This window comes from Janthinobacterium rivuli (assembly GCF_029690045.1).
Lineage (GTDB): Bacteria > Pseudomonadota > Gammaproteobacteria > Burkholderiales > Burkholderiaceae_D > Janthinobacterium > Janthinobacterium rivuli.
This window is the reverse complement of the sequence record NZ_CP121464.1, coordinates 5,522,110-5,543,905: the sequence shown is the minus strand read 5'-3', so window position 1 is coordinate 5,543,905 and position 21,796 is coordinate 5,522,110. Positions and strand designations below refer to the sequence as shown.

The 21,796-nt window shown below is 62.9% G+C and carries 21 protein-coding genes and 1 tRNA gene; 7 read left to right on the top strand and 15 right to left on the bottom strand.

The features are described from left to right. Positions 1 to 62: 62 nt before the first annotated feature. The 13 genes from P9875_RS25140 to P9875_RS25080 all read right to left on the bottom strand — a co-directional run bounded on the left by P9875_RS25140 (position 63) and on the right by P9875_RS25080 (position 11,214). Entirely contained in the window at positions 63 to 839 is a 777-nt protein-coding gene (locus tag P9875_RS25140; protein WP_278316910.1) for an AraC family transcriptional regulator, read from the bottom strand. Positions 840 to 841: 2 nt separating this feature from the next. Continuing rightward, positions 842 to 2,305 (bottom strand): ribonuclease G, encoded by a 1,464-nt coding sequence (gene rng / locus P9875_RS25135; protein WP_034747098.1) that lies wholly within the window; start codon positions 2,303 to 2,305, stop codon positions 842 to 844. Positions 2,306 to 2,348: 43 nt separating this feature from the next. Further along, positions 2,349 to 2,969 (bottom strand): Maf family protein, encoded by a 621-nt coding sequence (locus P9875_RS25130; RefSeq protein WP_035821798.1) that lies wholly within the window; start codon positions 2,967 to 2,969, stop codon positions 2,349 to 2,351. Positions 2,970 to 2,977: 8 nt separating this feature from the next. Continuing rightward, on the bottom strand, positions 2,978 to 3,448 hold the full coding sequence (gene rlmH / locus P9875_RS25125; RefSeq protein ID WP_035821794.1) for a 23S rRNA (pseudouridine(1915)-N(3))-methyltransferase RlmH: 471 nt from the start codon (positions 3,446 to 3,448) through the stop codon (positions 2,978 to 2,980). Positions 3,449 to 3,454: 6 nt separating this feature from the next. Further along, positions 3,455 to 4,144 carry a ribosome silencing factor gene (gene rsfS, locus P9875_RS25120; RefSeq protein WP_278316909.1) on the bottom strand — a complete coding sequence of 230 codons (690 nt, stop codon included), beginning with the start codon at positions 4,142 to 4,144 and terminating at the stop codon, positions 3,455 to 3,457. Beyond that, entirely contained in the window at positions 4,145 to 4,801 is a 657-nt protein-coding gene (gene nadD / locus P9875_RS25115; RefSeq protein ID WP_278318872.1) for a nicotinate (nicotinamide) nucleotide adenylyltransferase, read from the bottom strand. It abuts the gene before it with no gap. Between the two features lie 11 nt (positions 4,802 to 4,812). Beyond that, positions 4,813 to 5,727, bottom strand: coding sequence for an oxygen-dependent coproporphyrinogen oxidase (gene hemF, locus P9875_RS25110; RefSeq protein WP_035821786.1), 915 nt, complete (start codon positions 5,725 to 5,727; stop codon positions 4,813 to 4,815). 101 nt (positions 5,728 to 5,828) lie between these two features. Next, positions 5,829 to 6,632, bottom strand: a complete 804-nt coding sequence (locus tag P9875_RS25105; protein ID WP_278316908.1) for a hypothetical protein — start codon at positions 6,630 to 6,632, stop codon at positions 5,829 to 5,831. Continuing rightward, positions 6,629 to 6,952, bottom strand: a complete 324-nt coding sequence (locus P9875_RS25100; RefSeq protein ID WP_278316907.1) for a hypothetical protein — start codon at positions 6,950 to 6,952, stop codon at positions 6,629 to 6,631. Before P9875_RS25100 ends, P9875_RS25105 begins: the two co-directional genes overlap by 4 nt. Before the next feature lie 4 nt (positions 6,953 to 6,956). Next, positions 6,957 to 8,240 carry a hypothetical protein gene (locus tag P9875_RS25095; RefSeq protein ID WP_278316906.1) on the bottom strand — a complete coding sequence of 428 codons (1,284 nt, stop codon included), beginning with the start codon at positions 8,238 to 8,240 and terminating at the stop codon, positions 6,957 to 6,959. A gap of 83 nt (positions 8,241 to 8,323) precedes the next feature. After that, complete coding sequence (locus tag P9875_RS25090) at positions 8,324 to 9,070, bottom strand: hypothetical protein (RefSeq protein WP_278316905.1); 747 nt, start codon at positions 9,068 to 9,070, stop codon at positions 8,324 to 8,326. A gap of 89 nt (positions 9,071 to 9,159) precedes the next feature. After that, positions 9,160 to 10,428: a phosphoribosylamine--glycine ligase gene (gene purD / locus P9875_RS25085; protein ID WP_278316904.1), complete on the bottom strand. Its 1,269-nt coding sequence runs from the start codon at positions 10,426 to 10,428 to the stop codon at positions 9,160 to 9,162. 60 nt (positions 10,429 to 10,488) lie between these two features. After that, entirely contained in the window at positions 10,489 to 11,214 is a 726-nt protein-coding gene (locus P9875_RS25080; RefSeq protein WP_034747129.1) for a YebC/PmpR family DNA-binding transcriptional regulator, read from the bottom strand. Positions 11,215 to 11,357: 143 nt separating this feature from the next. Here P9875_RS25080 and P9875_RS25075 point away from each other — a divergent pair, with 143 nt between their 5' ends. From P9875_RS25075 to P9875_RS25060, 4 genes are all read left to right on the top strand, one after another. Further along, a complete protein-coding gene (locus P9875_RS25075; protein ID WP_278316903.1) occupies positions 11,358 to 13,841 on the top strand; it encodes an alkaline phosphatase D family protein in 2,484 nt (827 codons plus the stop codon). Positions 13,842 to 13,940: 99 nt separating this feature from the next. After that, entirely contained in the window at positions 13,941 to 14,861 is a 921-nt protein-coding gene (locus P9875_RS25070; protein WP_278316902.1) for a DMT family transporter, read from the top strand. A 28-nt stretch (positions 14,862 to 14,889) separates the two neighbouring features. After that, on the top strand, positions 14,890 to 15,279 hold the full coding sequence (locus tag P9875_RS25065; protein WP_225242468.1) for a methylglyoxal synthase: 390 nt from the start codon (positions 14,890 to 14,892) through the stop codon (positions 15,277 to 15,279). 22 nt (positions 15,280 to 15,301) lie between these two features. Further along, positions 15,302 to 16,291, top strand: coding sequence for a quinone oxidoreductase family protein (locus tag P9875_RS25060; RefSeq protein ID WP_099402849.1), 990 nt, complete (start codon positions 15,302 to 15,304; stop codon positions 16,289 to 16,291). A 169-nt stretch (positions 16,292 to 16,460) separates the two neighbouring features. On the opposite strand, the gene P9875_RS25055 is transcribed toward P9875_RS25060, so the two are convergent. Next, positions 16,461 to 17,090, bottom strand: a complete 630-nt coding sequence (locus tag P9875_RS25055) for a DUF4136 domain-containing protein (RefSeq protein WP_099402850.1) — start codon at positions 17,088 to 17,090, stop codon at positions 16,461 to 16,463. A gap of 197 nt (positions 17,091 to 17,287) precedes the next feature. Here P9875_RS25055 and pepN point away from each other — a divergent pair, with 197 nt between their 5' ends. The 3 genes from pepN to P9875_RS25040 all read left to right on the top strand — a co-directional run bounded on the left by pepN (position 17,288) and on the right by P9875_RS25040 (position 21,271). Next, complete coding sequence (gene pepN, locus P9875_RS25050) at positions 17,288 to 19,942, top strand: aminopeptidase N (RefSeq protein ID WP_278316901.1); 2,655 nt, start codon at positions 17,288 to 17,290, stop codon at positions 19,940 to 19,942. A gap of 136 nt (positions 19,943 to 20,078) precedes the next feature. Next, positions 20,079 to 21,080 (top strand): class 1 fructose-bisphosphatase, encoded by a 1,002-nt coding sequence (locus P9875_RS25045; protein ID WP_034747152.1) that lies wholly within the window; start codon positions 20,079 to 20,081, stop codon positions 21,078 to 21,080. A 115-nt stretch (positions 21,081 to 21,195) separates the two neighbouring features. Beyond that, positions 21,196 to 21,271, top strand: a tRNA-Thr gene (locus P9875_RS25040). Positions 21,272 to 21,341: 70 nt separating this feature from the next. Here P9875_RS25040 and P9875_RS25035 read toward each other — a convergent pair. Beyond that, complete coding sequence (locus P9875_RS25035; protein WP_099402852.1) at positions 21,342 to 21,761, bottom strand: cupin domain-containing protein; 420 nt, start codon at positions 21,759 to 21,761, stop codon at positions 21,342 to 21,344. Between the last annotated feature and the right edge of the window lie 35 nt (positions 21,762 to 21,796).

Genomic DNA, 21,796 nt, shown 5'->3' with positions numbered 1-21,796 from the left:
GGCAATGGCGAAGCGCGAGTATGCAGGGGCAGGCGGCGGCCTGTATTGAAGAAAATTGCAGCTTAGCGGTAGCGTCCCGGCGTGATGCCTGTATGGGCTTTGAACACGCGCTGAAAATGGCTCTGGTCCGCAAAGCCCAGTTCATGCGCCAGCTGCGCCAAAGCCGTCCCAGCCTGCAAGCGGCTGCGCGCGCGGTTCACGTGCGCGTTCAACTGGTAGGCATGCGGCGTCAGGCCTGTGGCGGCGCGAAAGGCGCGGATCAATTGGAAAGGACTCAGGCCTGCCGCTTGCGCCAGTTGCCGCAGGCTGGCCGAGGGCTGCGCCTGCAGCGTTTCGAGCACGGGCGCCAGCTGCCGCGGTAGCGGCTTGCGTTCAGACGGCAGCGGATCCGCACCGGCGCTGGCGCAGGCGCCGAGGAACACCAGCAGTGCCGCATTTTTCTCCGCCGCGCTGGCCCTTGAAAACAGCAGCGCATTCATGGCGCAAAACTGCGCGTACAGCACAGGGCAATGCAGCACGCGCGCCGTGTCGCCATCGAGCGCCGGCGCGTGCGCTTGCAGCCAGTGCGCATCAAGATGCAGCATCTGGTAGCTCCACAGGGCGCCAGGCAGGGGATTGCAGGCGTGCACGCAGCTGGCCGGCACCAGCACCAGGCTGCCATTGCCGAGCACGGCCTGGCCATCCTGGCTGCCCGTAAAGATGCTGCCACCCGCATCGACGGCGCCGATGGAAAACGTGGGATGGCTGTGCGGTTTGTAGCACGCCCGGCTGTGGCAGGCGCGCCGGCTTTCCACGTGGGGCAGAGCCGGGTCGCGCCAGAAGGCGGTGGTGCCCGGCATGACTACATCAAAATCACGTCGTACTGCTCCTGATGGTAGGCGTTCTCCACCTGCAGCGAGATTTTCTTGCCGATGAAGTCACCGAGCATGGCCAGGTGCTGCGATTCCTCTTCCAGGAACAGATCCACGACTTCCTGCGAGGCGAGGATGCGGAATTCGCGCGGATTGAACTGTTTTGCTTCGCGCAGCAGTTCGCGCAGGATTTCATAGCAGATGGTGCGCGAGGTTTTCACCTGGCCCTTGCCGGCGCAGGCGGGGCATGGTTCGCACAGGATGTGGGCCAGCGATTCGCGCGTGCGCTTGCGCGTCATTTCCACCAGGCCCAGCGGCGAGAAATTGCTCACCGAAACCTTGGTGCGGTCGCGTGACAAGGTGCGTTTGAGTTCGGCCAGCACGGCGTTGCGGTGCTCGGCGTTGTCCATGTCGATGAAGTCGAGGATGATGATGCCGCCCAGGTTGCGCAGGCGCAGCTGGCGGGCGATGGCGTGCGCCGCTTCCAGGTTGGTCTTGAAGATCGTGTCGGCGAAATTGCGCCCGCCCACAAAGCCGCCCGTGTTGACGTCGATGGTGGTCATCGCTTCCGTCTGGTCGACGATCAGGTAGCCGCCCGATTTCAGGTCGACCCGGCGGCCCAGCGCGCGCAAGATTTCCTCTTCCACGCCATACAGGTCGAACAATGGGCGCTCGCCCGTGTAGTGCTGCAGGCGCGTCAGTTCGCTGGGCGTGTAGATTTCCGCGAATTCGCGCAATTTCACGTAGTTTTCGCGCGAGTCGACCTGGATGGTGGCCGTTTCATCGCCGACGAAGTCGCGCAGCACGCGCTGCGCCAGGCTCAAATCCTGGTGCAGCAGGCTGGTGGCGGGACGCGTGCGCGCGCCGTGCGTGATGGTGCTCCAGGTTTTGCGCAGGTAGTCGACGTCCGCCTTCAGGTCCGCGTCGGAAGCGTCCTCGGCCATGGTGCGCACGATGTAGCCGCCCTTTTCGTCGGGCGGCAGCAGGCTTTGCAGGCGCACGCGCAACTGCTCGCGTTCCGCTTCCTTTTCGATTTTCTGCGAAATGCCGATGTGCTTGTCTTGCGGCAGGTACACCAGCATGCGCCCGGCGATGGAAATCTGCGTCGACAGGCGCGCGCCCTTGGTGCCGATCGGGTCCTTGATCACCTGCACCGTCAGCACCTGGCCGTCGAAGAGGATTTTTTCTATCGGCGCCGGTGTGGCGTTCTGGCCGTCGTGGCCGCGCGCTTCCCAGATGTCGGCCACGTGCAAAAAGGCGGCGCGTTCCAGGCCGATGTCGATGAAGGCTGACTGCATGCCCGGCAATACGCGCACCACTTTGCCGGAATACACATTGCCGGCCAGGCCGCGCGTGAGCGTGCGCTCGATGTGCAATTCCTGCACGGCGCCCTGCAGGATGAGGGCGACGCGCGTTTCTTGCGGCGTGATATTGATCAGGATGTCTTCGTTCATGGGGGCGCGGGAGTGGAGGCAACGAATGACATCATACCCGGGATCAGGGCAGGGGCAAACCTGCTTCACGCAGCAATTGCGCCGTCTCGTACAGGGGCAGGCCCATGATGCCGGAATGGCTGCCTTCGATGTGCTCGACGAACAGCGCGGCGCTGCCCTGGATGCCGTAGGCGCCGGCCTTGTCGTACGGCTCGGGCGTGGCGCAGTAGGCGGCGATTGAGGCGGGCGAGAGCACGCCGAAGCGCACTTGCGACACCTGCGTGCGCTGTTCGGCGAAATCCTTGTAGTGCACGGCGATCGAGGTGAGCACCTCGTGCGTGCGGCCAGACAGCTGCTGCAGCATGGCCACCGCTTCCGCGCGGTCGGCCGGCTTGCCGAGGATGACGCCATCGATGGTGACCGTGGTGTCGGCCGCCAGCACGGGGCGCGGGGTCAGGTGGCGGCGGCGCACCAGGTCCCAGGCAAAGGCGGCTTTTTCATTCGACACGCGGGCGACATAGTCGAGCGCCGATTCGCCGGGGAGGACTTCCTCGGTGACGTCGGCGCCGCGCGGGCCGTCGCTGCGCAGCAGCAGCAATTCGAAATCGATGCCGATCTGGCGCAGCAGTTCGCGCCGGCGCGGGCTTTTGGAGGCGAGGTAGATCTTGTGATCAGCCGTTTTCATGGGGGAGTTCAGACGCGGTGATAGGGGTGGTTTTGCGTGATCGACCAGGCCCGATAGAGCTGCTCGGCGAGGATCACGCGCACCACGCCGTGCGGCAGGGTCATGCTGGAAATGCGCAGCATGCCTTCGGCACGTGCCTTGAGTTGCGGATCGAGGCCGTCGGCGCCGCCGATCAAAAAGGCGGTATCGCGGCCATCCTGCTGCCACGTCATCAACTGCTGCGACAGGCCGACACTGGTCAGATCCTTGCCGCGTTCGTCGAGGGCGATGATGCGCACGCCCTTGGGCAGGACGGCTTCGATGCGTTCGCGTTCCAGCGCCATCGCCGTGGCGGCGGTCTTGCTGCCGGAACGCTCCACCGGCTTGATTTCTTTCAGCACGATGCGCAATTCCGGCGGCATGCGCTTCGCGTATTCCGCGAAGCCCGTCTCTATCCAGGCCGGCATTTTATGGCCGACCGCAGCGATGATGAGCTGCATCGAGGCTTACGCTTCGACTTTTTTGATACGCTTGATCACGGTTTTTGCCGGTGCAGCATCGGCTGCCGGCTTGGCCGCGCGTGGGGCGCGCACTTTTTTCTCTGGCAGCGCTTTCAGTGCTTTGACGGCAGCCGCTTCGGTCTTGGTTGGCGCGACTTTCACGGTCTTGCCGACGGCTTTGGAAGCGGTGGCTTTTTTCGCCGGGGCTTTCTTGGCGGCGGTGGCTGCCGTGGCTTTCTTCGCCGGCGTCTTTTTCTCGATCACGGGCGAAGCTTCCACATTGGCCTTGCTCGCCGCCAGATGGCCGCTGACCTTTTTCGGCTCGTCGCCGGTCGCTTTTTTCGGCGCGCGCTTGGCGGCGCCCAGCTTGACCGGGGTGTCGCCCCAGATTTCTTCCAGGCGGTAGTAGGCGCGGATCGGTGCTTGCATGATGTGGACGATCATGTCGCCCAGATCGACCAGTACCCATTCACCGGTGTCCTCGCCTTCCATGCCGATGATGTCGCCGCCGGCGTCCTTGACCTTGTTGCGTACCGAGGCGGCCAGCGCCTTGGTTTGACGGTTCGAGGTGCCGGAGACGATCGCGATGCGGTCGAACAGGCTGGTCAGGTGACTCGTTTCGAAGACGGCGATGTCTTGGCCTTTGACGTCTTCAAGGGCGTCAACGACGAGGGTTTGCAGTTTTTTGATGTCCATTTAGCTTTTGTATAAATTATGTTGTTCAATATAGTCTAGCACTAGCGGGGAAACAAGCGAGTTTGCCCGATTCCCCCGTTGTAATGCCGCACGTATTTCGGTGGCGGAGATATCCACCGCGAAGTCCTGTGCCAGATAAGTCAGACCGTGCGGCGTGTTGCGGATGCTGTCCAGTGACCCCAGGCGGCGCGAAAATTCTTCGGCGACCACTTGCGGCACTGCGGTGTCATTCAGCGCGAAGCCGGGGCGGGCCGCGACGCAGATATGCGCGTATTCAAATAATTGCTGCCATTCGCGCCATGTCGCGAGCCGCTGCAGCTGGTCGGCGCCCATCAAAAAAACGATGGAAGCGCGCGCACCCAGCTCGGCGCGTACCTGGCGCAAGGTATCGATGGTGTAGCTGGCCTGGCCAAGTTCGCTGCGCTCGATTTCCTGGCGGTCGATCACGACCGGCAGCGGCAGGCCGGCAAACGCCAGGCCGGCCATCTCGGCGCGCTGCTGGCCGCTGGCGCCCAGGTGGCTCTTTTGCCAGGGCGCGCCGGCCGGAATCACGCGCAGTTCATCGGCGTGCAGCAGGCTGGAAAAATGCGTGCCCAGCGCGACATGGCCCATGTGCACCGGATCGTAGCTGCCGCCCAGCAGCGCCACGCACGCCATACTACTTTCGTTCACGCCTGCAGCCAGTCGCGATGCACGAGGAAGTCAGTATACAACGCCGCTTCGGGACTGCCCGCTTCCGGGTGCCAGTCGTAGCGCCACTTGACCACGGGCGGCATCGACATCAGGATCGCCTCGGTGCGGCCGCCCGACTGCAGGCCGAACAGGGTGCCGCGGTCGAACACCAGGTTGAACTCGACATAGCGTCCACGCCGGTAGCACTGGAAATCGCGTTCGCGTTCGCCGTAGGGCGTATCCTTGCGGCGCGCCAGGATCGGTACATACGCGTCGATGAAGGCGTCGCCGGCGCTGCGCATCATGGCAAAGCTGTCGTCAAAGCCCAGGGCGTTGAAGTCGTCGAAGAATATGCCACCGGCGCCGCGCGCTTCGCGCCGGTGCTTCAGGTAGAAATAATCGTCGCACCACTGCTTGAACTTCGGATGCAGCTCGTCGCCAAACGGCGCCAGCGCATCATGGCACACCTGGTGAAAGTGCTTCACGTCGTCCGCGTCGCCATAATACGGCGTCAGGTCCATGCCGCCGCCGAACCACCATACGGGTGCGCCATCGGCATTCACGGTGGTGAAGAACCGTACATTCATGTGCACCGTGGGCGCATACGGATTACGCGGATGCAGCACCAGCGACACGCCCATCGCTTCCCACGCCTTGCCACCGAGTTCAGGGCGCGCGGCCGCGGCCGATGGCGGCAATGCAGCGCCGGTGACGTGCGAAAAATTCACGCCGCCACGCTCGAACACATTGCCTTCCTCGATCAGCCGCGAAATGCCGCCGCCGCCCTCGGGGCGCTGCCAGGCATCGGTCAGGAAGGGTTTGCCGTCCTGCGCTTCGAGCGCCTGCACGATACGGTTTTGCAAATCGAGCAAATAGGCCTTGACGGCCGAAGGAGAGGGAGTTGACGACATCGCGTGGGCCGACGAGGCCGAAATAAAAAAGTAAGGACGGATTGTACCCTGTAACGGATTTTTGTGATAGCAAAACCGGCGATGCTGTCGCCGGCCCTGCTTTACCGAGGTGGCTTGTCCTGCACCACCTGGACATCATATTGCACGCTGTCGTGGCCCGGTTGGCGGGCGGCGTCGAGTGCTTGCGCCGCGCGCTGCCGCAGGTCGTCGCGTTCCACCGTGTCGACCGGCTGCGCCAGCGGTGCCACAGGCGCCGGCTGTGCGCGCTTGAACCACGACGGTCCCGCAATCGCCACCATCATCAGCATCACCAGCATCAGCACGATCATCAGGACGTTGAGCGGGCGCGCGGCGCGCCGGCCATACCGGGCCGGCGGTTTGCCGGCGGCATCGACGATCACGCGCGCCAGTGGCGAGCCGTTCGCGCGCGTGCGCGCTTGCAGCTCCTTGTATTGCAGCGGCGATAGCGTGCCCTGTTTCAGCATATGGCGCAGGGCCGCGACGGGCGTGGCGGCCAGATGCTCGGCTGGCAGGCTGTCGTGGGCGGCGTCGCGCTGCCACGCGTTGATCAGGTTTTGCTGGTACAGCGCGTCGACCGCCTGCCGGTTCACCTGCTGCAGCGCGGCGCTGGCCAGTTGCCGGCGTGGTTCATCGGTGGGCAGCTTGCGCAGCATCCTGAAAAAACGCTCCTCGGGCACCAGTTCGGCGCGCAGCAGCCAGGCCAGCGTCGCGATCTGGTCGGCATTCATCTTCAGCTCTGGCACATCAATGTCTTCGGCGGCATTGTGGGCGCGCTGCAGCTCGATGATTTCCAGCTCGGCCAGCGTATCGTCGTATTCGTCGCTGGTGATCAGGTCGAGGCGCAGCAGTTCTGCCAGCGGCAGCAGGCGCGGATCGGTGCTCATGGCTGCAGGCCTCCGCTAAACCAGCCGTACACGACGGACATTACCAGGATCAGCCCCAGCACGATCAGCGCGCCTTTCCAGGCCGGTGGGCGCTGGTACGGGATGTGGTCGTGACCATGGCGCAGCCTGGATGCTTCCATGATGTCGCGCGTCAGTTCGCTGCCATGCTCACGCACGCGCACTTCGAGCGCGGCATCGCGCTGGACCTGGTTCAGCAAATCGAGCTGGTACAAGGCGTCGGCCTCGCGTTCCGAGTTGGCCTCGTCCAGTTCAAGCTGGTGTGGCTGGCCCAGCGATGCGTGGGGCGGTTCGATATGCATGGACTTAGATTTTTACTTTGGCTTGGCGCAGTTCGCCGGCAAATTGCGGCGTCACCGACCAGCCATTGCCGGCGCTTTCTGCGCTGCTGCGCTGGAAGGTGAAGTCGCCTTCCTGCATGACCGCCGATCCGCCGTTGAGCATGCTCAGCACGGGATCATTGCGTTCGATCAGCAGGCGGCAGGAATAGACGCCCGGCGAGATTTCCTTGCATGGCGCCAGCGGTTCGATTTCGGCGATTTCGCGCGTGCGCTCCATCGATTGCGTCAACGAAAACGCTTGCCGTGGCTGGGGCGTGATGCGCGCACCAGCCATGCCGTCGCGGAAAGCCTTTTCCAGCGCCTCGCGTCCCAGGGGCTTGGCTTGCTGGGCAAAGTCGCCATCCTCGATGGTGCCAAAGCGCGCCTGGACCAGCATTGGCTGCGCGCCAACATAGCTGATGCGGCTCTTGCTGCCGCTGTCGTCGCGCGCGACGGTATAGGCATAGTCCATCTTCTCGCCATCGAGCTCGATCGTGGCCAGGCAGCCCCGGATATTGTGTGACGAGGCGTAACCGGCTTCTTTCACGTCGTGCAGGCTTGCCTTGCCCACGCCTTCCGGCGCTGCCTTGTTGAGCATGCGTGTCACGGTGGCGATCGTGTTGCTGGAGTCGCACTCGGGCACGGAATTGCCACCAACCAGGTACCAGACCATGCCGGCCAGCGCCAGCGGCGCGACGATTACCCAGGTCAGGCGCGAACCGGGAAACAGGCTGCCGAGGATCACGCCGCGTACCGCCTTCTTATGTTCCTCCTGGCGTCCTTGCGCATGCTGGATCGCGCGCTTTGCGTCATCGCTGCCGCCGGACGCGATGCGCTGGGCCATGGACTTGAATTCTGCGCGCTGCAGCAGTTCCACATGCAGCATCCAGTTCAGCGCCTCGCCCGGCGTGGGCAGCAAGACGTCGTCGGGCAGGTGTGCCAGCGCCCGCTGGTACTGCTCCTGCGTGAGCAGCGTTTCGTCACGCAGGTGATCGAGCGATTCGCGATTGAGCACCTCCACCAGCTGCTGCAATATCGACAAACGCAGTGCCAGCTCGTCGCCGGTGAAGTGGCGCTCCAAGCTCAACAACAGGCTGTTCACATCCTCGGACGTAACGATCTGGCGCCGGTACAACCACATCAAGGTGTCGGGTAGCGGCGTTCCGACGGCGAGCTGCGGCAAGTCGGGATGCGCAAGCGCCTGCTCGCGCTGGCGGCGCGTGAGCAGCTTCAGCACATGCAGCGCCTCGACGGAAGTATGCGTGGACACAGGTGGATTGCTTGTCATTGGGAGTGGGTTTATCAAGAATAAAGATGATAAATTTTACAATGCAATCTCGTTTCCCCAGCGCACTATTGAAGTTGCGCCTGATCCAGCTCCATTCTGAACTGCGGTGTTACCGACCAGTTCTTGCCATCCTTGCTGCGCTGGAAGGTAAAGTCGCCCTGCTGCAGCACGGAGAGGCTCCACACGGTGGTTGGCGCCATGCGCGCGATATCGTTACGCTCGACCAGCAGCCGGCAGGACTGGATGCCGGGTCTTAGCTCGCGGCATGGCGCGACCGCTTCGACATCGGCAATTTCGCGGTAATGCTGCGGCGACAGCAACATGCCCAGGTCCGGGAACAGCAGCGGTTTGCCGCGCAAGCCATCCATGCCTGCCAGCATCGCCTGCAACAGTGCTTCGCGTCCGATCGGCTCCGCCTGCTGCACGAAGTCGCCGTTCCACGCGATCTTGCCGAAGCGCGCCTGTATCAGCTCCGGCCGCGCATAGTCATAGACGATACGGCTCTTGCGGCGACCTTCGACGCGAGACACGGTATACGCGTATTGCATCGATTTGCCATGCGAGTTGACGGTGGCCAGGCAGCCACGGGTTTTTTGCGACCAGGCATAGCCGGCCTGTTTGATATCGTGCAGGCCGATCCTGGCCGCCGTCACGGCGGCCAGCGTTTCGCGGTCGTCGCATTGCGGTACCGCGTAGCTGCTGAACCAGTGCCAGGCCAGGCTGGCAACGAGCAGCGAGGCAAGCGTCAGCCAGGCCAGGGGGCTCACCGGGGCATCGTTGTCTGGTGCGGCAAGGCCGCTTGGCATGGTCATGGCGAGGAATGGAGGGGCAGTCAGAATGAAAACGGGGCCGGGGCGGATGCTGTCCGCGCCGGCCCCGCCATGGGATCGTTATGGGACGATCAATGCTTCAGGCCGCGCCAGCCGATGTCGCGGCGGTACTGCGCGCCGTCGAAATGGATTTTTTCCACGGTTTCATATGCCTGCTTCTGCGCCATCTTGATGCTGTCGCCCAGGCCCACCACGCACAGCACGCGTCCACCGTTGGTGACCAGGCGTTCGCCCTCGATGCGGGTGCCCGCATGGAAGGTGACGGCATCGACGGTTTCGGCCGGGATGTCGCCGATGGCCGTGCCCTTGACGGGATCGTCCGGGTAGCCGGCGGCGGCCATGACGACGCCGACGGCCGTGCGGCGGTCCCATTCCAGTTCCACGGCGTCGAGCGTGCCATTGACGGCGTGCTCCATGACGGTCACCAGGTCTGTCTTCAGGCGCGCCATGATGGGCTGCGTTTCCGGGTCGCCCATGCGGCAGTTGAATTCCAGCGTCTTCGGCGTGCCCTTGTCGTCGATCATCAGGCCCGCGTACAGGAAGCCCGTGAACGTGATGCCGTCCTTGGCCATGCCCTGGATGGTCGGGACGATGATTTCGCGCATGACGCGCGCATGCATGGCCGGCGTGACGATCGGCGCCGGCGAATACGCGCCCATGCCGCCCGTGTTTGGACCCTGGTCGTGGTCCTTCAGGCGCTTGTGGTCCTGGCTGGTGGCCAGCGGCAGGATGTTCTTGCCGTCGCACATGACGATGAAGCTTGCTTCTTCGCCGGCGAGGAATTCCTCGATGACGATGCGCGCGCCGGCGTCGCCGAACTGGTTATCGGCCAGCATATTGTCGACTGCCTGATGCGCTTCTTCCAGGGTCATGGCAACGACCACGCCCTTGCCGGCGGCCAGGCCGTCAGCCTTGATGACGATGGGCGCGCCCATGGCGTCGACGTAGGTGTGCGCGGGAGCGACGTCGGAGAAGGTCTGGTAGGCGGCCGTCGGGATGCCGTGGCGCTGCATGAAGGCCTTGGCGAAGTCTTTCGACGATTCCAGCTGCGCCGCTTCTTTCGTCGGGCCGAAGATTTTCAGGCCGCGCGAGCGGAACAGGTTGACGATGCCCGCTGCCAGCGGCACTTCCGGGCCGACGACGGTCAGGCTGATGTGTTCCTGTTGAACGAAATCGGCCAGCAATTGCGGGTCGCTGATGTCGAGGTTGACCAGGCGCGCATCGCGCGCGGTGCCGCCATTGCCCGGCGCGACATACACCATCTGTATGCGTTCGGACTGGGCCAGTTTCCAGGCCAGGGCGTGTTCGCGGCCGCCAGAGCCGACTACCAGAATTTTCATAGGGACCGTTCGTTCAATGTGGGTTGCAGGGCGGCGGTGCCGCCCTTGAGTGCAGAGTGATTAATTCTCTATCAGCGCGTTGGTAAACACTTCCTGGACATCGTCCAGTAGTTCCAGCGCGTCGATCAGCTTTTGCATCTTGATGGCGTCGTCGCCCGAGTACACGGTTTCCGTCGCCGGCTTCATGATGACTTCGGCCACTTCAGCCTTGAAACCGGCCGCTTCCAGCGCTTCCTTGACGGTGGCGAAATCGTGCACGGGAGTGACCACTTCGAAGCCGCCTTCTTCATCGGCGATGACGTCGTCGGCGCCCGCTTCCAGGGCCGCTTCCATCAGCTTGTCTTCGTCGGTGCCCGGCGCGAACAGCAACTGGCCGCAGTGCTGGAACATGAAGGCGACGGAACCTTCGTTGCCCATGTTGCCGCCGTTCTTGTTGAAGGCGTTGCGCACCTCGGCCACCGTGCGCACCTTGTTGTCGGTCATGCATTCGACGATGACGGCCGCGCCGCCCACGCCGTAGCCTTCGTAGCGCACTTCTTCGTAGTTGGCGCCATCGACGCCGCCGCTGCCGCGGTTGATCGCGCGCTGGACGTTATCTTTTGGCATATTGGCGTCAGCCGCCTTGTCGACCGCCAGGCGCAGGCGCGGATTGGTGATGGCGTCGGCGCCGCCCATGCGGGCCGCAACCGTGATTTCCTTGATCAGGCGCGTCCAGATTTTGCCGCGCTTGGCATCGGTGGCAGCCTTTTTATGCTTGATATTGGCCCATTTGCTATGTCCTGCCATGTCGAATCTTCCTTAGACGGGTGTTCAATTGTGGCCGACATTTTAGCATATCGGCCCCTTGCGAAGCGGCATGGCCCCGTCATCAGGATGACACAATCTGTTGCTAAAGTGACGCGCTTTCACCATATCGAGGGCGCGACATCATGGCAAGTCAAATGGACAGGCGGCAATTTCTGAAATTGGGCGGCTTTATCACGGTCTCCGTGGCCACCGTCGGCCTCGCCGCCTGCGGCAGCACCGATTACAGCGATCCCGGCGTGCCGCTGGCCTCGGGCAGCGACTGGAAATTCCCGCAAAGCGTGGCTTCGGGCGACCCCCGCGCCGACAGCGCGATGCTGTGGACGCGCGTCGTGCCCGCCAGTTTCGACGCCGTCGCGCCCGCCGTGGCCGGCAAGTCCGACGTCGCCGTGCGCCTGATCGTCAGCGCCAGCGACAATACGGCCGCTCTGGGCGGCAATACGGCTCTGGCCGGCACGCCCATCGTCGACGCCAAGCTGCCCCTGAAAGCCGATTTCGACAATACCCTGCGCCACAAGGTGACGGGCTTGCAGCCGGGCCAGGTGTATTTTTACCAGTTCATCGCCGGCGACGTGCGCTCGAACGTGGGCCGCTTCAAGACGGCGCCCGCCGCCACCGCCGACGTGCCGCAACTGCAGTTCGCCTACCTGACGTGCCAGGACTGGAGCATCAACCACTGGGGCGCGCTGTCGCACATCGCCGCCAATGAAAGCCTCGATTTCATCGTCCACCTGGGCGATTACATCTATGAAACGGTGGGCGAGGCCTTCCAGAGCGGCGCCGTGGAAAGCCGCCACGACCAGTTGAAATTGCCCGACGGCACGTATAAAAGCGGCACGTCCGGCGCGAAATACGCCACCACCGTGGCCGATTACCGCTACCTGTACAAGAAATACCGTACCGATACGCGTTTGCAAGCCGTGCACGAGCGCTTTGCCTTCATCGCCGTCTGGGACGACCATGAATTCACGGACGATGCCTGGCAGGACGCCTCCACCTATGAAGGCATCGTGGCGACGGACGGCAGCGATTTGCACCAGCCGGCCCGCCGCCGCAGCGCCAACCAGGCGTGGTTCGAATACATGCCGGCCGACGTCACGTTCGATGCCGCCGCGACGACATTCCAGAACATCCAGATTTACCGCGATTTCCAGTTCGGCAAACTGATGCAGCTGGTGATGACGGACGAGCGCCTGTACCGCGCCGACCATGCGATCGCCGAGTCGACCATCAATCCGGCCACGGGCAAGCCGCTGGGCAGCGTCGGCAGCCGCTACCTGGTGCCGCAAGCGCTGTTCGACAGCGTGGAAGGGCAGAAAATGGCGGCCGCCACCAAGGCCGGCGCCGACCCGCTGGCCGCCGTCGGCATGCTGGGCACGACCCAGCGCGACTGGTGGAAAAGTAAGATGAAGGCGGCGACCTCCACCTGGAAGCTGTGGGGCAATGAAGTGTCCTTGCTGCGCATGGGTCTCAATGGCACGGATGCGATTGCCACCTTGCTGGCCCTGAGCGCGATGACCAATGTGGGGCAGGCCATCGCCAGCACCTTGCCCCTGGTGGGCGGCAGCGTGCCACTGGCGTCCGCCATCGTGGCCGCTTCGACGGCGGGCGCCTCGACGACCGTGGCGCAAGCGGCGGCCATGGCCATTGCCGGCGCGGCAGCGAACGCCAGCGCCCAGGGCGCGGCCGCCGTCGGCGCCGGCTTGAGCGCGGCCCAGGCCGGCATCACTGTAGCGGCCTACAACAGTGCTTCGCCGGCCGCCGCCGCGCAAGTGATCGCCTTCGGCTGGATCAAGCCAGACGTGCAGGCCAAGGGCGCGGCATCGAGCTTTGTCGCCGCTTCCGGCCAGCAAGCGGCGCTGGCGCCATTCTTCACGCGCTTCCTGCTCAATTGCGACCAGTGGGATGGCTACAACAGCGAGCGCAAGAATCTGATGGCCCACCTGAAAAACAATGCCATCGGCAACGTGGTGGCGCTGACCGGCGATATCCACTCGTTTTTTGCCGGCACCGTCAGCGACGACTTCGACGCAGCAGGCGGCGGCACGCCCGTCATGGTGGACCTGGTGTCGGCCGGCGTCAGCTCGGACTCCTTCTTCAGCTACCTGAAGTCGGCGGCCGGCAGCATGGGCAATATCGGCACCCTCGTCAGCTATCCGCTGGCCATCCCCGTCACGGGCCTGGGCACGGTCAATCTCGACATCAACCTGCTCGACTACACCATGGGCAAGGCCGCGCCCACCGTCGACAGCCTGCTGGAACAATTGCGCGTGCAACTGCGCGGCGCCCTGGCCGCCAAGGGCGTGCCGGAAGCGCAACTCGATGCGACGGTTTCTGCCGTGCAGGCTGGCTTGAAAGCGAGCACTGACTTCAGCGTGACCCTGCTGGGCCTGGCGCAGCAATTGTCCGGCCTGGGCAACAACCCGTGGATCAAGCATTTGAACACGGATGCGCAGGGCTACACGGTGGTGACCTTGACGCCGGGCAAGCTGGTGGCGCAGTTCAAGCAGGTGAATAAACTGGTCGGCACGGCGGCGCCGGCAAACGTGATTGCGCGCGTGACGACGGCGACGGTGACGGCGGGTGCGGCGGCGGTGCTTATTTCCTAACCCAAAATGCAAGGGCTGGGGTCGGACCCTCAGGGTCCGACCCCGGTATTTGCCGTTGGGGTTATCAGCCGCCTTTGGCTTTTGCCTTACAATCTGGGCATGAGCTCCAGTTCCCCGCAAGCAACCCCTCCATCTATTCCCCGTTCCGTCTACCTCGGTGGCCTGGCCATCGCCGTGGGCGGGGCGGTGCTGTTTTCCACCAAGGCCATCGTCGCCAAGCTGCTGTACCGCTACCAGATCGACGCCGTCACCCTGATCGCTTTCAGGATGATCTTCTCGCTGCCCGTATTCGCCGTCATCGCCTGGTGGAAGATGCGCACGGAGCCGCCGCTGTCGAACAGCGACCGCTGGCGCCTGGTCGGGCTGGGGCTCGTCGGCTACTACCTGTCCAGTTATCTGGATTTCCTGGGCCTGCAATATATTTCCGTGGGGCTCGAGCGCCTGATCCTGTTTCTCACGCCCACTTTCGTGCTGTTGATTACCACCGTGTACTTCAAGCAGCGCATCAGCCGTTTGCAGTGGCTGGCCTTGCTGACCTCGTATTGCGGCATCGTGCTGGTGTTCGTGCATGACTTGCAGGGCGGCGCCAGCAATGTGGCACTGGGATCGACCCTGGTGCTGGGCTCGGCCTGCGCGTATGCCGTGTATCTGCTCGGTTCCGGTGAGCTGGTGAAACGCATCGGTTCCATGCGCCTGGTCAGCTACGCGATGTGCGTGGCCAGCTTTGCCTGCATCGCCCAATTCTTCATCCTGCGCCCCGTCGAGCTGCTGATACAGCCCATGCCCGTGTATGGCTTGTCCTTGCTCAATGGCATCTTTTGCACCGTGATGCCCGTCTTCATGACGATGATCGCCGTCGAGCGCATCGGCGCGCCCGTCGCGTCGCAGGCGGGCATGATCGGCCCCGTGTCGACCCTGTTCCTGGGCGCCATGATCCTCGATGAACCGATCACCAACTGGCAACTGGCTGGCACCAGCCTGGTGCTCGCCGGGATTTACTTGCTGTCGAAAAAGAAATAATTCCTCCACCCACTGAAAAGTCCTCACCATGAAAACACGCATCGCCCTGATTGCCCACGACAAGAAAAAAGATGACATGATTACCCTGGCGGGCGAATACCTGGACTTTTTGAAGGGTTGCGAACTGTCGGCCACGGGCACCACGGGTGGCCGCCTGATCAATGAGCTGGGCCTGTCCGTCGAGCGCAAGCATTCCGGTCCGTTCGGCGGCGACTTGCAGATCGGCTCGCTGCTGGTGGAAGGCTTGATCGATTGCGTGATCTTCCTGCGCGACCCGATGACGCCGCAGCCGCATGAGCCGGACATCAACGCCCTGGTGCGTGCCTGCGACGTGCACAACGTGGCGTGCGCAACGAATCTGTCGTCGGCGCACCTGGTGCTGTCGCAATTGCAGGCGCAGGCCGTTGCTGCCGCCTGATCCACCTACACGAGGAGATAGCATGAGCGCAACGATTACCACCAAGGCCATCCGCGTACAGCGCACGGGCGGCCCGGAAGTGATGGAGTATGTGGACGTGGAACTGCCGCCGCCCGGCCCTGGCGAGGCGCGCGTGAAACACGAGGCCATCGGCCTCAATTTCATCGACGTGTATTTCCGCACGGGCTTGTACCCGCAGCCGCTGCCCAATGGCCTCGGTGTCGAGGGCGCGGGCATCGTCGAAGCGGTGGGCGAGGGCGTCACGGAAGTGAAGGTGGGTGACCGGGTGGCGTATGCGGCGCGCATCAATGGCGCGTATGCGCAGCAGCGCAACTTGCCGGCGGCCCTGCTGCTGGTGTTGCCTGAGCGCATAGCTTTCGATACGGCCGCCGCCATGATGCTGCAAGGCTTGACGGTGCAATACCTGTTCCACCGCACGGTTGCGCTGAAGGCGGGCGACACCATCCTGTTCCATGCGGCCGCGGGCGGCGTGGGCCTGATCGCCTGCCAGTGGGCGAAAGTGCTGGGCGTGAACCTGATCGGCACGGCCGGCTCCGATGAAAAGGTGGCGCTGGCCAAGGCGCACGGCGCGGCCCACGTCATTAACTACAACACGGAAAACTTCGTCGAGCGCGTGCGCGAAATCACGGGTGGCAAGGGCGTCTCGGTGGTTTACGATTCCATCGGCAAGGACACGTTTACGGGCTCGCTCGATTGCCTGGCGCCGCTGGGCATGATGGTCAGCTTCGGTAACGCCTCCGGTCCCGTGCCGGCGTTTACGCTCAGCGAACTGGCCTCGCGCGGCTCGCTGTTCATTACGCGTCCGGCCCTGTTCAGCTATGCCTCGAACCGCGCCAACCTGGAAGAGATGGCCACCTCGCTGTTTGGCGTCGTCAGCAGCGGCGAAGTGCAGATCGAGATCAACCAGCGCTACAGCCTGGCCAATATCGCCCAGGCGCACACGGACCTGGAAGGGCGCAAGACGACCGGCTCGACCATCATCGTGCCATGAGCGGCGGCAGTGACGGCACGCCGAAATTCGGCCGCCTGCTGATCGTGCTGTTATTGGCCGTGGCCCTGATCGGCGCACTGACCTTTGCCGCCGAGGCGTATTATTCGTAGGTGAAAAAAACCGGCTGGCGCATTGCTGCACCAGCCGGTTTTTTTGTATTGCCACCTGATTATTCGATTTTGACTTCGACTTTCCGGGGCACGCCGCTCTGGCCGGGGAAATCGGCAAAGGCGCTGGCCACCATGGCCGGCATCACTTGCGACGTGGCGCGCTTGTTGCTGGTCGATTGTACGGTCACGTCGTACAGTTTCTTGCCGTTGCGGTCATTGATCGTCACGCGCAGTTCGCGTTCGTATTTATGGCGCACGGTTTCTTCCATGTCCAGCGGACCAAACCAGTAGGGGTTGTAGCCAAAGCGGCCATAGCCTGGCCATGCGCCATAGCGGTAGCCGTAGCGGCCAGGCCAGTAGCCGGGGCCATTCCAGAATGGATCGGACGCCTGCAGCACACGCTCGGGATAGTCGACGGTGGAAAACTGCATCGCCACGCGCAAATTGGCTGCGGCAGGGCCGGAAGCTTCACCGAAGCCGTGCTTGGCCAGTTCCGCGCGCACCAGGTTCTGGTAGCTGCGGTATTCCAGCGTGTCGTGTTCGGCCGCTGGCGCTTCAAATGCATAGGATTTGTCCTGCAATTGCGCAGGCCACTCGTGGAAGACGGTCACATCGCTGCGTATGGTGGTGGCGCATCCGGTCAGCAACACGGTCAATGCGGCCATCATGATGGTGAGATAACGTTTCATTGCATGACCTCCTGATAGTAGACACAATTCATCGCTTAGTATTATAAGAATAGTTCTATTTGTTTCTATTCATTATTACAGAATGTTACCGAGCATGTCGGCGTGTAAGGGAATCCAACATTCCTGGCCTGAATCGCGACGATCGGAGGCTGGTGTTGGTAAAATAGGCTTTTGCCTCCGCTCCCACCCAAATCCCTATGCGCACAGACAGCCCTCAGACGATTTACCGCAAAGATTACACGCCGCCCAGCTTCCTGGTCGACAGCGTCGAACTTGGTTTCGATCTCGATCCCGCCCGCACAGTGGTGGCGAGCCGGATTCACATGCGCCACAACCCGGCCAGCACCAGCCGCAGCATCGAATTGCACGGCGAACACATCGAACTGGTGATGGTGCGCCTGAATGGCAAAGTGTTGAAGCCGTCGCAGTACAAGCTGACGGCCAGCATGCTGACCATTCCGAAGGCTCCGGACGATGTTACGCTCGATATCGAAACCGTGCTGGCGCCGCAGGACAATACTTCGCTGTCCGGCCTGTACGTGTCGAACCATAATTTCTTCACGCAGTGCGAGGCGGAAGGCTTCCGCCGCATCACCTTCTTCCCGGACCGCCCGGACGTGATGGCCAAATACACGGTCATGCTGCGCGCCGACAAGGAACACTATCCGGTGCTGCTGTCGAACGGTAACCTGATCGAAGAGGGCGACCTCGGCGACGGCCGCCATTACGCCAAGTGGGAAGACCCGTTCAAGAAGCCGTCCTACCTGTTCGCGCTGGTCGCCGCGCGCCTGGTCTGCCAGGAAGAACGCTACACCCTGAAGTCGGGCCGCGAAGTGCTGCTGCAGGTGTGGGTGGAAGACGGCAACCTCGACAAAACCGACTATGCCATGCAGTCGCTGAAAAATTCCATTCGCTGGGACGAGGAACGCTTCGGCCTGGAGCTGGACCTGGACCGCTTCATGATCGTTGCCGTGGGCGACTTCAACATGGGCGCCATGGAAAACAAGGGTTTGAACATCTTCAATACCAAGTATGTGCTGGCCAATTCGCGCGTGGCGACCGACGTCGATTACGCGGGCATCGAAGCGGTGGTCGGCCATGAATACTTCCACAACTGGACCGGCAACAGGGTCACGTGCCGCGACTGGTTCCAGCTGTCGCTGAAGGAAGGCTTGACGGTGTTCCGCGACCAGGAATTCTCGGCCGACATGATCGGCACGGACACGGGCCGCGCCGTTACGCGCATCGACCAGGTGCGCACCCTGCGCCAGGCGCAGTTCCCCGAAGACGCGGGTCCGATGGCGCATCCCGTGCGTCCTGATTCCTTTGTCGAGATCAATAACTTTTATACGGTCACGATCTACGAAAAAGGCGCAGAAGTGGTGCGCATGTATCAGACCCTGGTGGGGCGCGACGGTTTCCGCAAGGGCATGGACCTGTATTTTGAACGCCACGATGGCCAGGCCGTCCAGTGTGACGACTTCCGCGCCGCCATGGCGGATGCGAATGGCCGCGATTTTAGCCAGTTCGAGCGCTGGTACAGCCAGGCCGGCACGCCCATCGTCAAGGCCTCCACGCGCTATGACGCGGACAGCCGGACCTTCGAGCTGACCCTGGCGCAAAGCTGCCCCGCCACGCCGGGCCAGCCGAAAAAACTGCCATTCCACATTCCCGTCACCGTCGGCTTGCTGGCAGCGGACGGCGGCGACCTGCCGCTGTACGTCGATGGTGTGGCCTCGAACGGCGCCACCAGCGTCGTGCTGGAATTGACGCAGGCGTCGCAAACTTTCCGTTTCACGAATGTGATGGAAGCGCCCGTGCCGTCGCTGCTGCGCGACTTTTCCGCGCCCGTGGTGCTGGAATACGCCTATACCGACGCCGAACTGCTGCACCTGTTCCGCCACGACAGCGACCCGGTCAACCGCTGGGAAGCTGGCCAGCGCCTGGCCATGGAACGTCTGCTGAAACTGACCGGTGCCGTGGCCGCCGGCGAGACCCTTGCGCTGGACGACACCTTCATCGCAGCGCAGCGCGCCTTGCTGGCCGACGACACGCTCGATCCCGCCTTCCGCGAGCTGGCGCTGATCCTGCCGTCGGAAACCATCATCGCCGAGCGCATGGCGCAAGTCGATCCGCAAGCGATCCACGCGGCGCGCCAGTTCATGCGCCGCACGATTGCCGCAGCCCTGAAGCCCGAACTGCTGGCGCAATACCACGCCAACCAGACGCCGGGCGACTACAGTCCGGACGCCCTGTCGGCCGGCAAGCGCGCGCTGAAAAACCTGGCGCTGTCGTATCTGCTGATCGCACCCGAAGCGGCGGAACTGGATCTGGCGCGTCTGCAGTTCGACAATGCCGGCAATATGACGGACCGCGCCGCGGCCCTGGGCGCCTTGATCCATTCGGGTTCGCAGCCGCACGCGCAGGCGGCGCTGACCAGCTTCTATAGCGATTTCGAGAACGAGGCGCTGGTGGTCGACAAGTGGTTCGCCATGCAGGCTGCCGCGCCAACGACCGACGTGCAAGCCGTGCGCCAGCTGATGACGCATCCGGCCTTCACCTTGAAAAATCCGAACCGCGCGCGCAGCCTGATCTTCAATTTCACCAACGGCAATCCGTCGCAATTCCATGCGGCAGATGGCAGCGGCTACGCCTTCTGGGCCGAACAAGTGATCGCGCTCGACGCCCTGAACCCGCAAGTGGCGGCCCGCCTGGCGCGCTCCATGGACCGCTGGCGCCGTTACGTGCCGGCGCTGCAAAGCCACATGCGCGACGCGCTGGAAAAAGTCGCCGGCCAGGCCAGCTTGTCGAACGACGTGATGGAAGTCGTTTCCAAGGCATTGGCGAATTGATGGCATGTCGGATTACGCCCTGCGGGCTAATCCGACCTACACGGCGTCATGATTTCGTAGGTCGGCTTAGCGCCAACGGCGCGTAAGCCGACAATCACCGCACGAGACGTATTTAAAACACTAACTAAGGGGTTTCATGAAACGCATCAGTCTTACGCAATACCTGGTCGAAGAGCAGCGCTCGAACAACAGCATTCCGGCCGAACTGCGCCTGCTGATCGAAGTCGTTGCGCGCGCCTGCAAAACCATCAGCCACGCCGTCGGCAAGGGCGCGCTGGGCGAAGTGCTGGGCACGGCCGACACGGAAAACGTGCAGGGCGAAGTACAGAAAAAACTCGACATCATCTCCAACGAGATCCTGCTGGAAGCGAACGAATGGGGCGGCCACCTGGCTGCCATGGCGTCGGAAGAGATGGAATCGATCCACCCGATCCCGAACCGCTATCCGAAGGGCGAATACATGCTGTTGTTCGACCCACTCGATGGCTCGTCGAACATCGACGTCAACGTCTCGATCGGCACCATCTTCTCGGTACTGAAGGCGCCGGACGGCATGGGTCAGCCGACGGAGCAGGACTTCATGCAGGCAGGCAGCAAGCAAGTGGCGGCCGGCTACGCCGTGTACGGCCCGCAAACCATGCTGGTGCTGACCTTCGGCAATGGCGTGAACTGCTTCACCCTGGACCGCGAAATGGGTTCGTGGGTCCTCACGCAAAGCAATATGCAGATTCCGCCGACGACGAAAGAATTCGCCATCAACATGTCGAACGCGCGCCACTGGCATCCGCCCGTGAAACGCTATGTCGATGAACTGCTGGCCGGCGACACGGGCCCGCGCGGCACCAACTTCAACATGCGCTGGATCGCCTCAATGGTAGCTGACGTGCACCGCATCCTGAACCGCGGCGGCATCTTCATGTACCCGGCCGACCTGCGCGACACCTCGATGCCGGGCAAGCTGCGCCTGATGTACGAAGCGAACCCGATGGCCTTCATCGTCGAGCAAGCGGGCGGCGCCGCCACCGACGGCCAGCAGCGCATCATGGACATCGCCCCGCACAAGCTGCACCAGCGCGTGCCCGTCTTCCTCGGTTCAAAAGACGAAGTGGCCCGCGTCACGGCTTACCACGCGGAATAAAAGCCGCACTTTTCCATGATTTTTAGCGGCCCGCAGCCGGGCCGCCAAAAAAATGCAAAAAAGTTCGCGTTGACACTAGCAAATTTTGTGCATTGTTTGTAGAATGTGGGTCTTCGCCGTTGTAGCTCAGTTGGTAGAGCAGCACATTCGTAATGTGAAGGTCGCCAGTTCGATTCCGGCCAACGGCACCAAGTTTCATCAGAAAACCCGCTTGACTTGCAAAAGTCGGCGGGTTTTTTGTTTTTTGTCATCCTTCCGGCGTCATATCCACTGATCGTTCTGCACAGTGCGCTCATCCGCGTCGCCGTCGCCCGTATTGACCACGCCGCGCGGCTCGATCAGCAGCAGCCTGGCTTCGGCAAGGGCGGACGGTTTATGTTCGACGCCACGAGGCACCACCGCCATCTGGCCGGCGCGCAGCACGATGGCGTGGCCTTCCGCGTAGCCAGGGCCGCGCAGGGCGATGCGCAATTCGCCTTCCAGCACGATGAAGGTTTCGTCCGTATCGGCGTGCCGGTGCCACTGGAATTGACCGAGTACCTTGACGACCTTGAATTGGTAGTCGTTCATTTCGGCGATGACGCGCGGCTGCCAGTGCCCGTCGATCAGGGCTATCTTGCCTGCCAGGTCGATGGACCGGCCCTGGCCGCGCGTGGTGGTGGTAGTGGTGGTGTCTGGCATGCTGTGCTCCGTTCAAGTGGCGATGCAGCCAGAAT

Coding starts and splice junctions, on each gene's coding strand:
- P9875_RS25140 (WP_278316910.1), bottom strand. CDS start 839: ATGCCGGGCACCACCGCCTTCTGGCGCGACCCGGCTCTGCCCCACGTG.
- rng (WP_034747098.1), bottom strand. CDS start 2,305: ATGAACGAAGACATCCTGATCAATATCACGCCGCAAGAAACGCGCGTC.
- P9875_RS25130 (WP_035821798.1), bottom strand. CDS start 2,969: ATGAAAACGGCTGATCACAAGATCTACCTCGCCTCCAAAAGCCCGCGC.
- rlmH (WP_035821794.1), bottom strand. CDS start 3,448: ATGCAGCTCATCATCGCTGCGGTCGGCCATAAAATGCCGGCCTGGATA.
- rsfS (WP_278316909.1), bottom strand. CDS start 4,144: ATGGACATCAAAAAACTGCAAACCCTCGTCGTTGACGCCCTTGAAGAC.
- nadD (WP_278318872.1), bottom strand. CDS start 4,801: ATGGCGTGCGTGGCGCTGCTGGGCGGCAGCTACGATCCGGTGCACATG.
- hemF (WP_035821786.1), bottom strand. CDS start 5,727: ATGTCGTCAACTCCCTCTCCTTCGGCCGTCAAGGCCTATTTGCTCGAT.
- P9875_RS25105 (WP_278316908.1), bottom strand. CDS start 6,632: ATGAGCACCGATCCGCGCCTGCTGCCGCTGGCAGAACTGCTGCGCCTC.
- P9875_RS25100 (WP_278316907.1), bottom strand. CDS start 6,952: ATGCATATCGAACCGCCCCACGCATCGCTGGGCCAGCCACACCAGCTT.
- P9875_RS25090 (WP_278316905.1), bottom strand. CDS start 9,070: ATGACCATGCCAAGCGGCCTTGCCGCACCAGACAACGATGCCCCGGTG.
- purD (WP_278316904.1), bottom strand. CDS start 10,428: ATGAAAATTCTGGTAGTCGGCTCTGGCGGCCGCGAACACGCCCTGGCC.
- P9875_RS25080 (WP_034747129.1), bottom strand. CDS start 11,214: ATGGCAGGACATAGCAAATGGGCCAATATCAAGCATAAAAAGGCTGCC.
- P9875_RS25075 (WP_278316903.1), top strand. CDS start 11,358: ATGGCAAGTCAAATGGACAGGCGGCAATTTCTGAAATTGGGCGGCTTT.
- P9875_RS25070 (WP_278316902.1), top strand. CDS start 13,941: ATGAGCTCCAGTTCCCCGCAAGCAACCCCTCCATCTATTCCCCGTTCC.
- P9875_RS25065 (WP_225242468.1), top strand. CDS start 14,890: ATGAAAACACGCATCGCCCTGATTGCCCACGACAAGAAAAAAGATGAC.
- P9875_RS25060 (WP_099402849.1), top strand. CDS start 15,302: ATGAGCGCAACGATTACCACCAAGGCCATCCGCGTACAGCGCACGGGC.
- P9875_RS25055 (WP_099402850.1), bottom strand. CDS start 17,090: ATGAAACGTTATCTCACCATCATGATGGCCGCATTGACCGTGTTGCTG.
- pepN (WP_278316901.1), top strand. CDS start 17,288: ATGCGCACAGACAGCCCTCAGACGATTTACCGCAAAGATTACACGCCG.
- P9875_RS25045 (WP_034747152.1), top strand. CDS start 20,079: ATGAAACGCATCAGTCTTACGCAATACCTGGTCGAAGAGCAGCGCTCG.
- P9875_RS25035 (WP_099402852.1), bottom strand. CDS start 21,761: ATGCCAGACACCACCACTACCACCACCACGCGCGGCCAGGGCCGGTCC.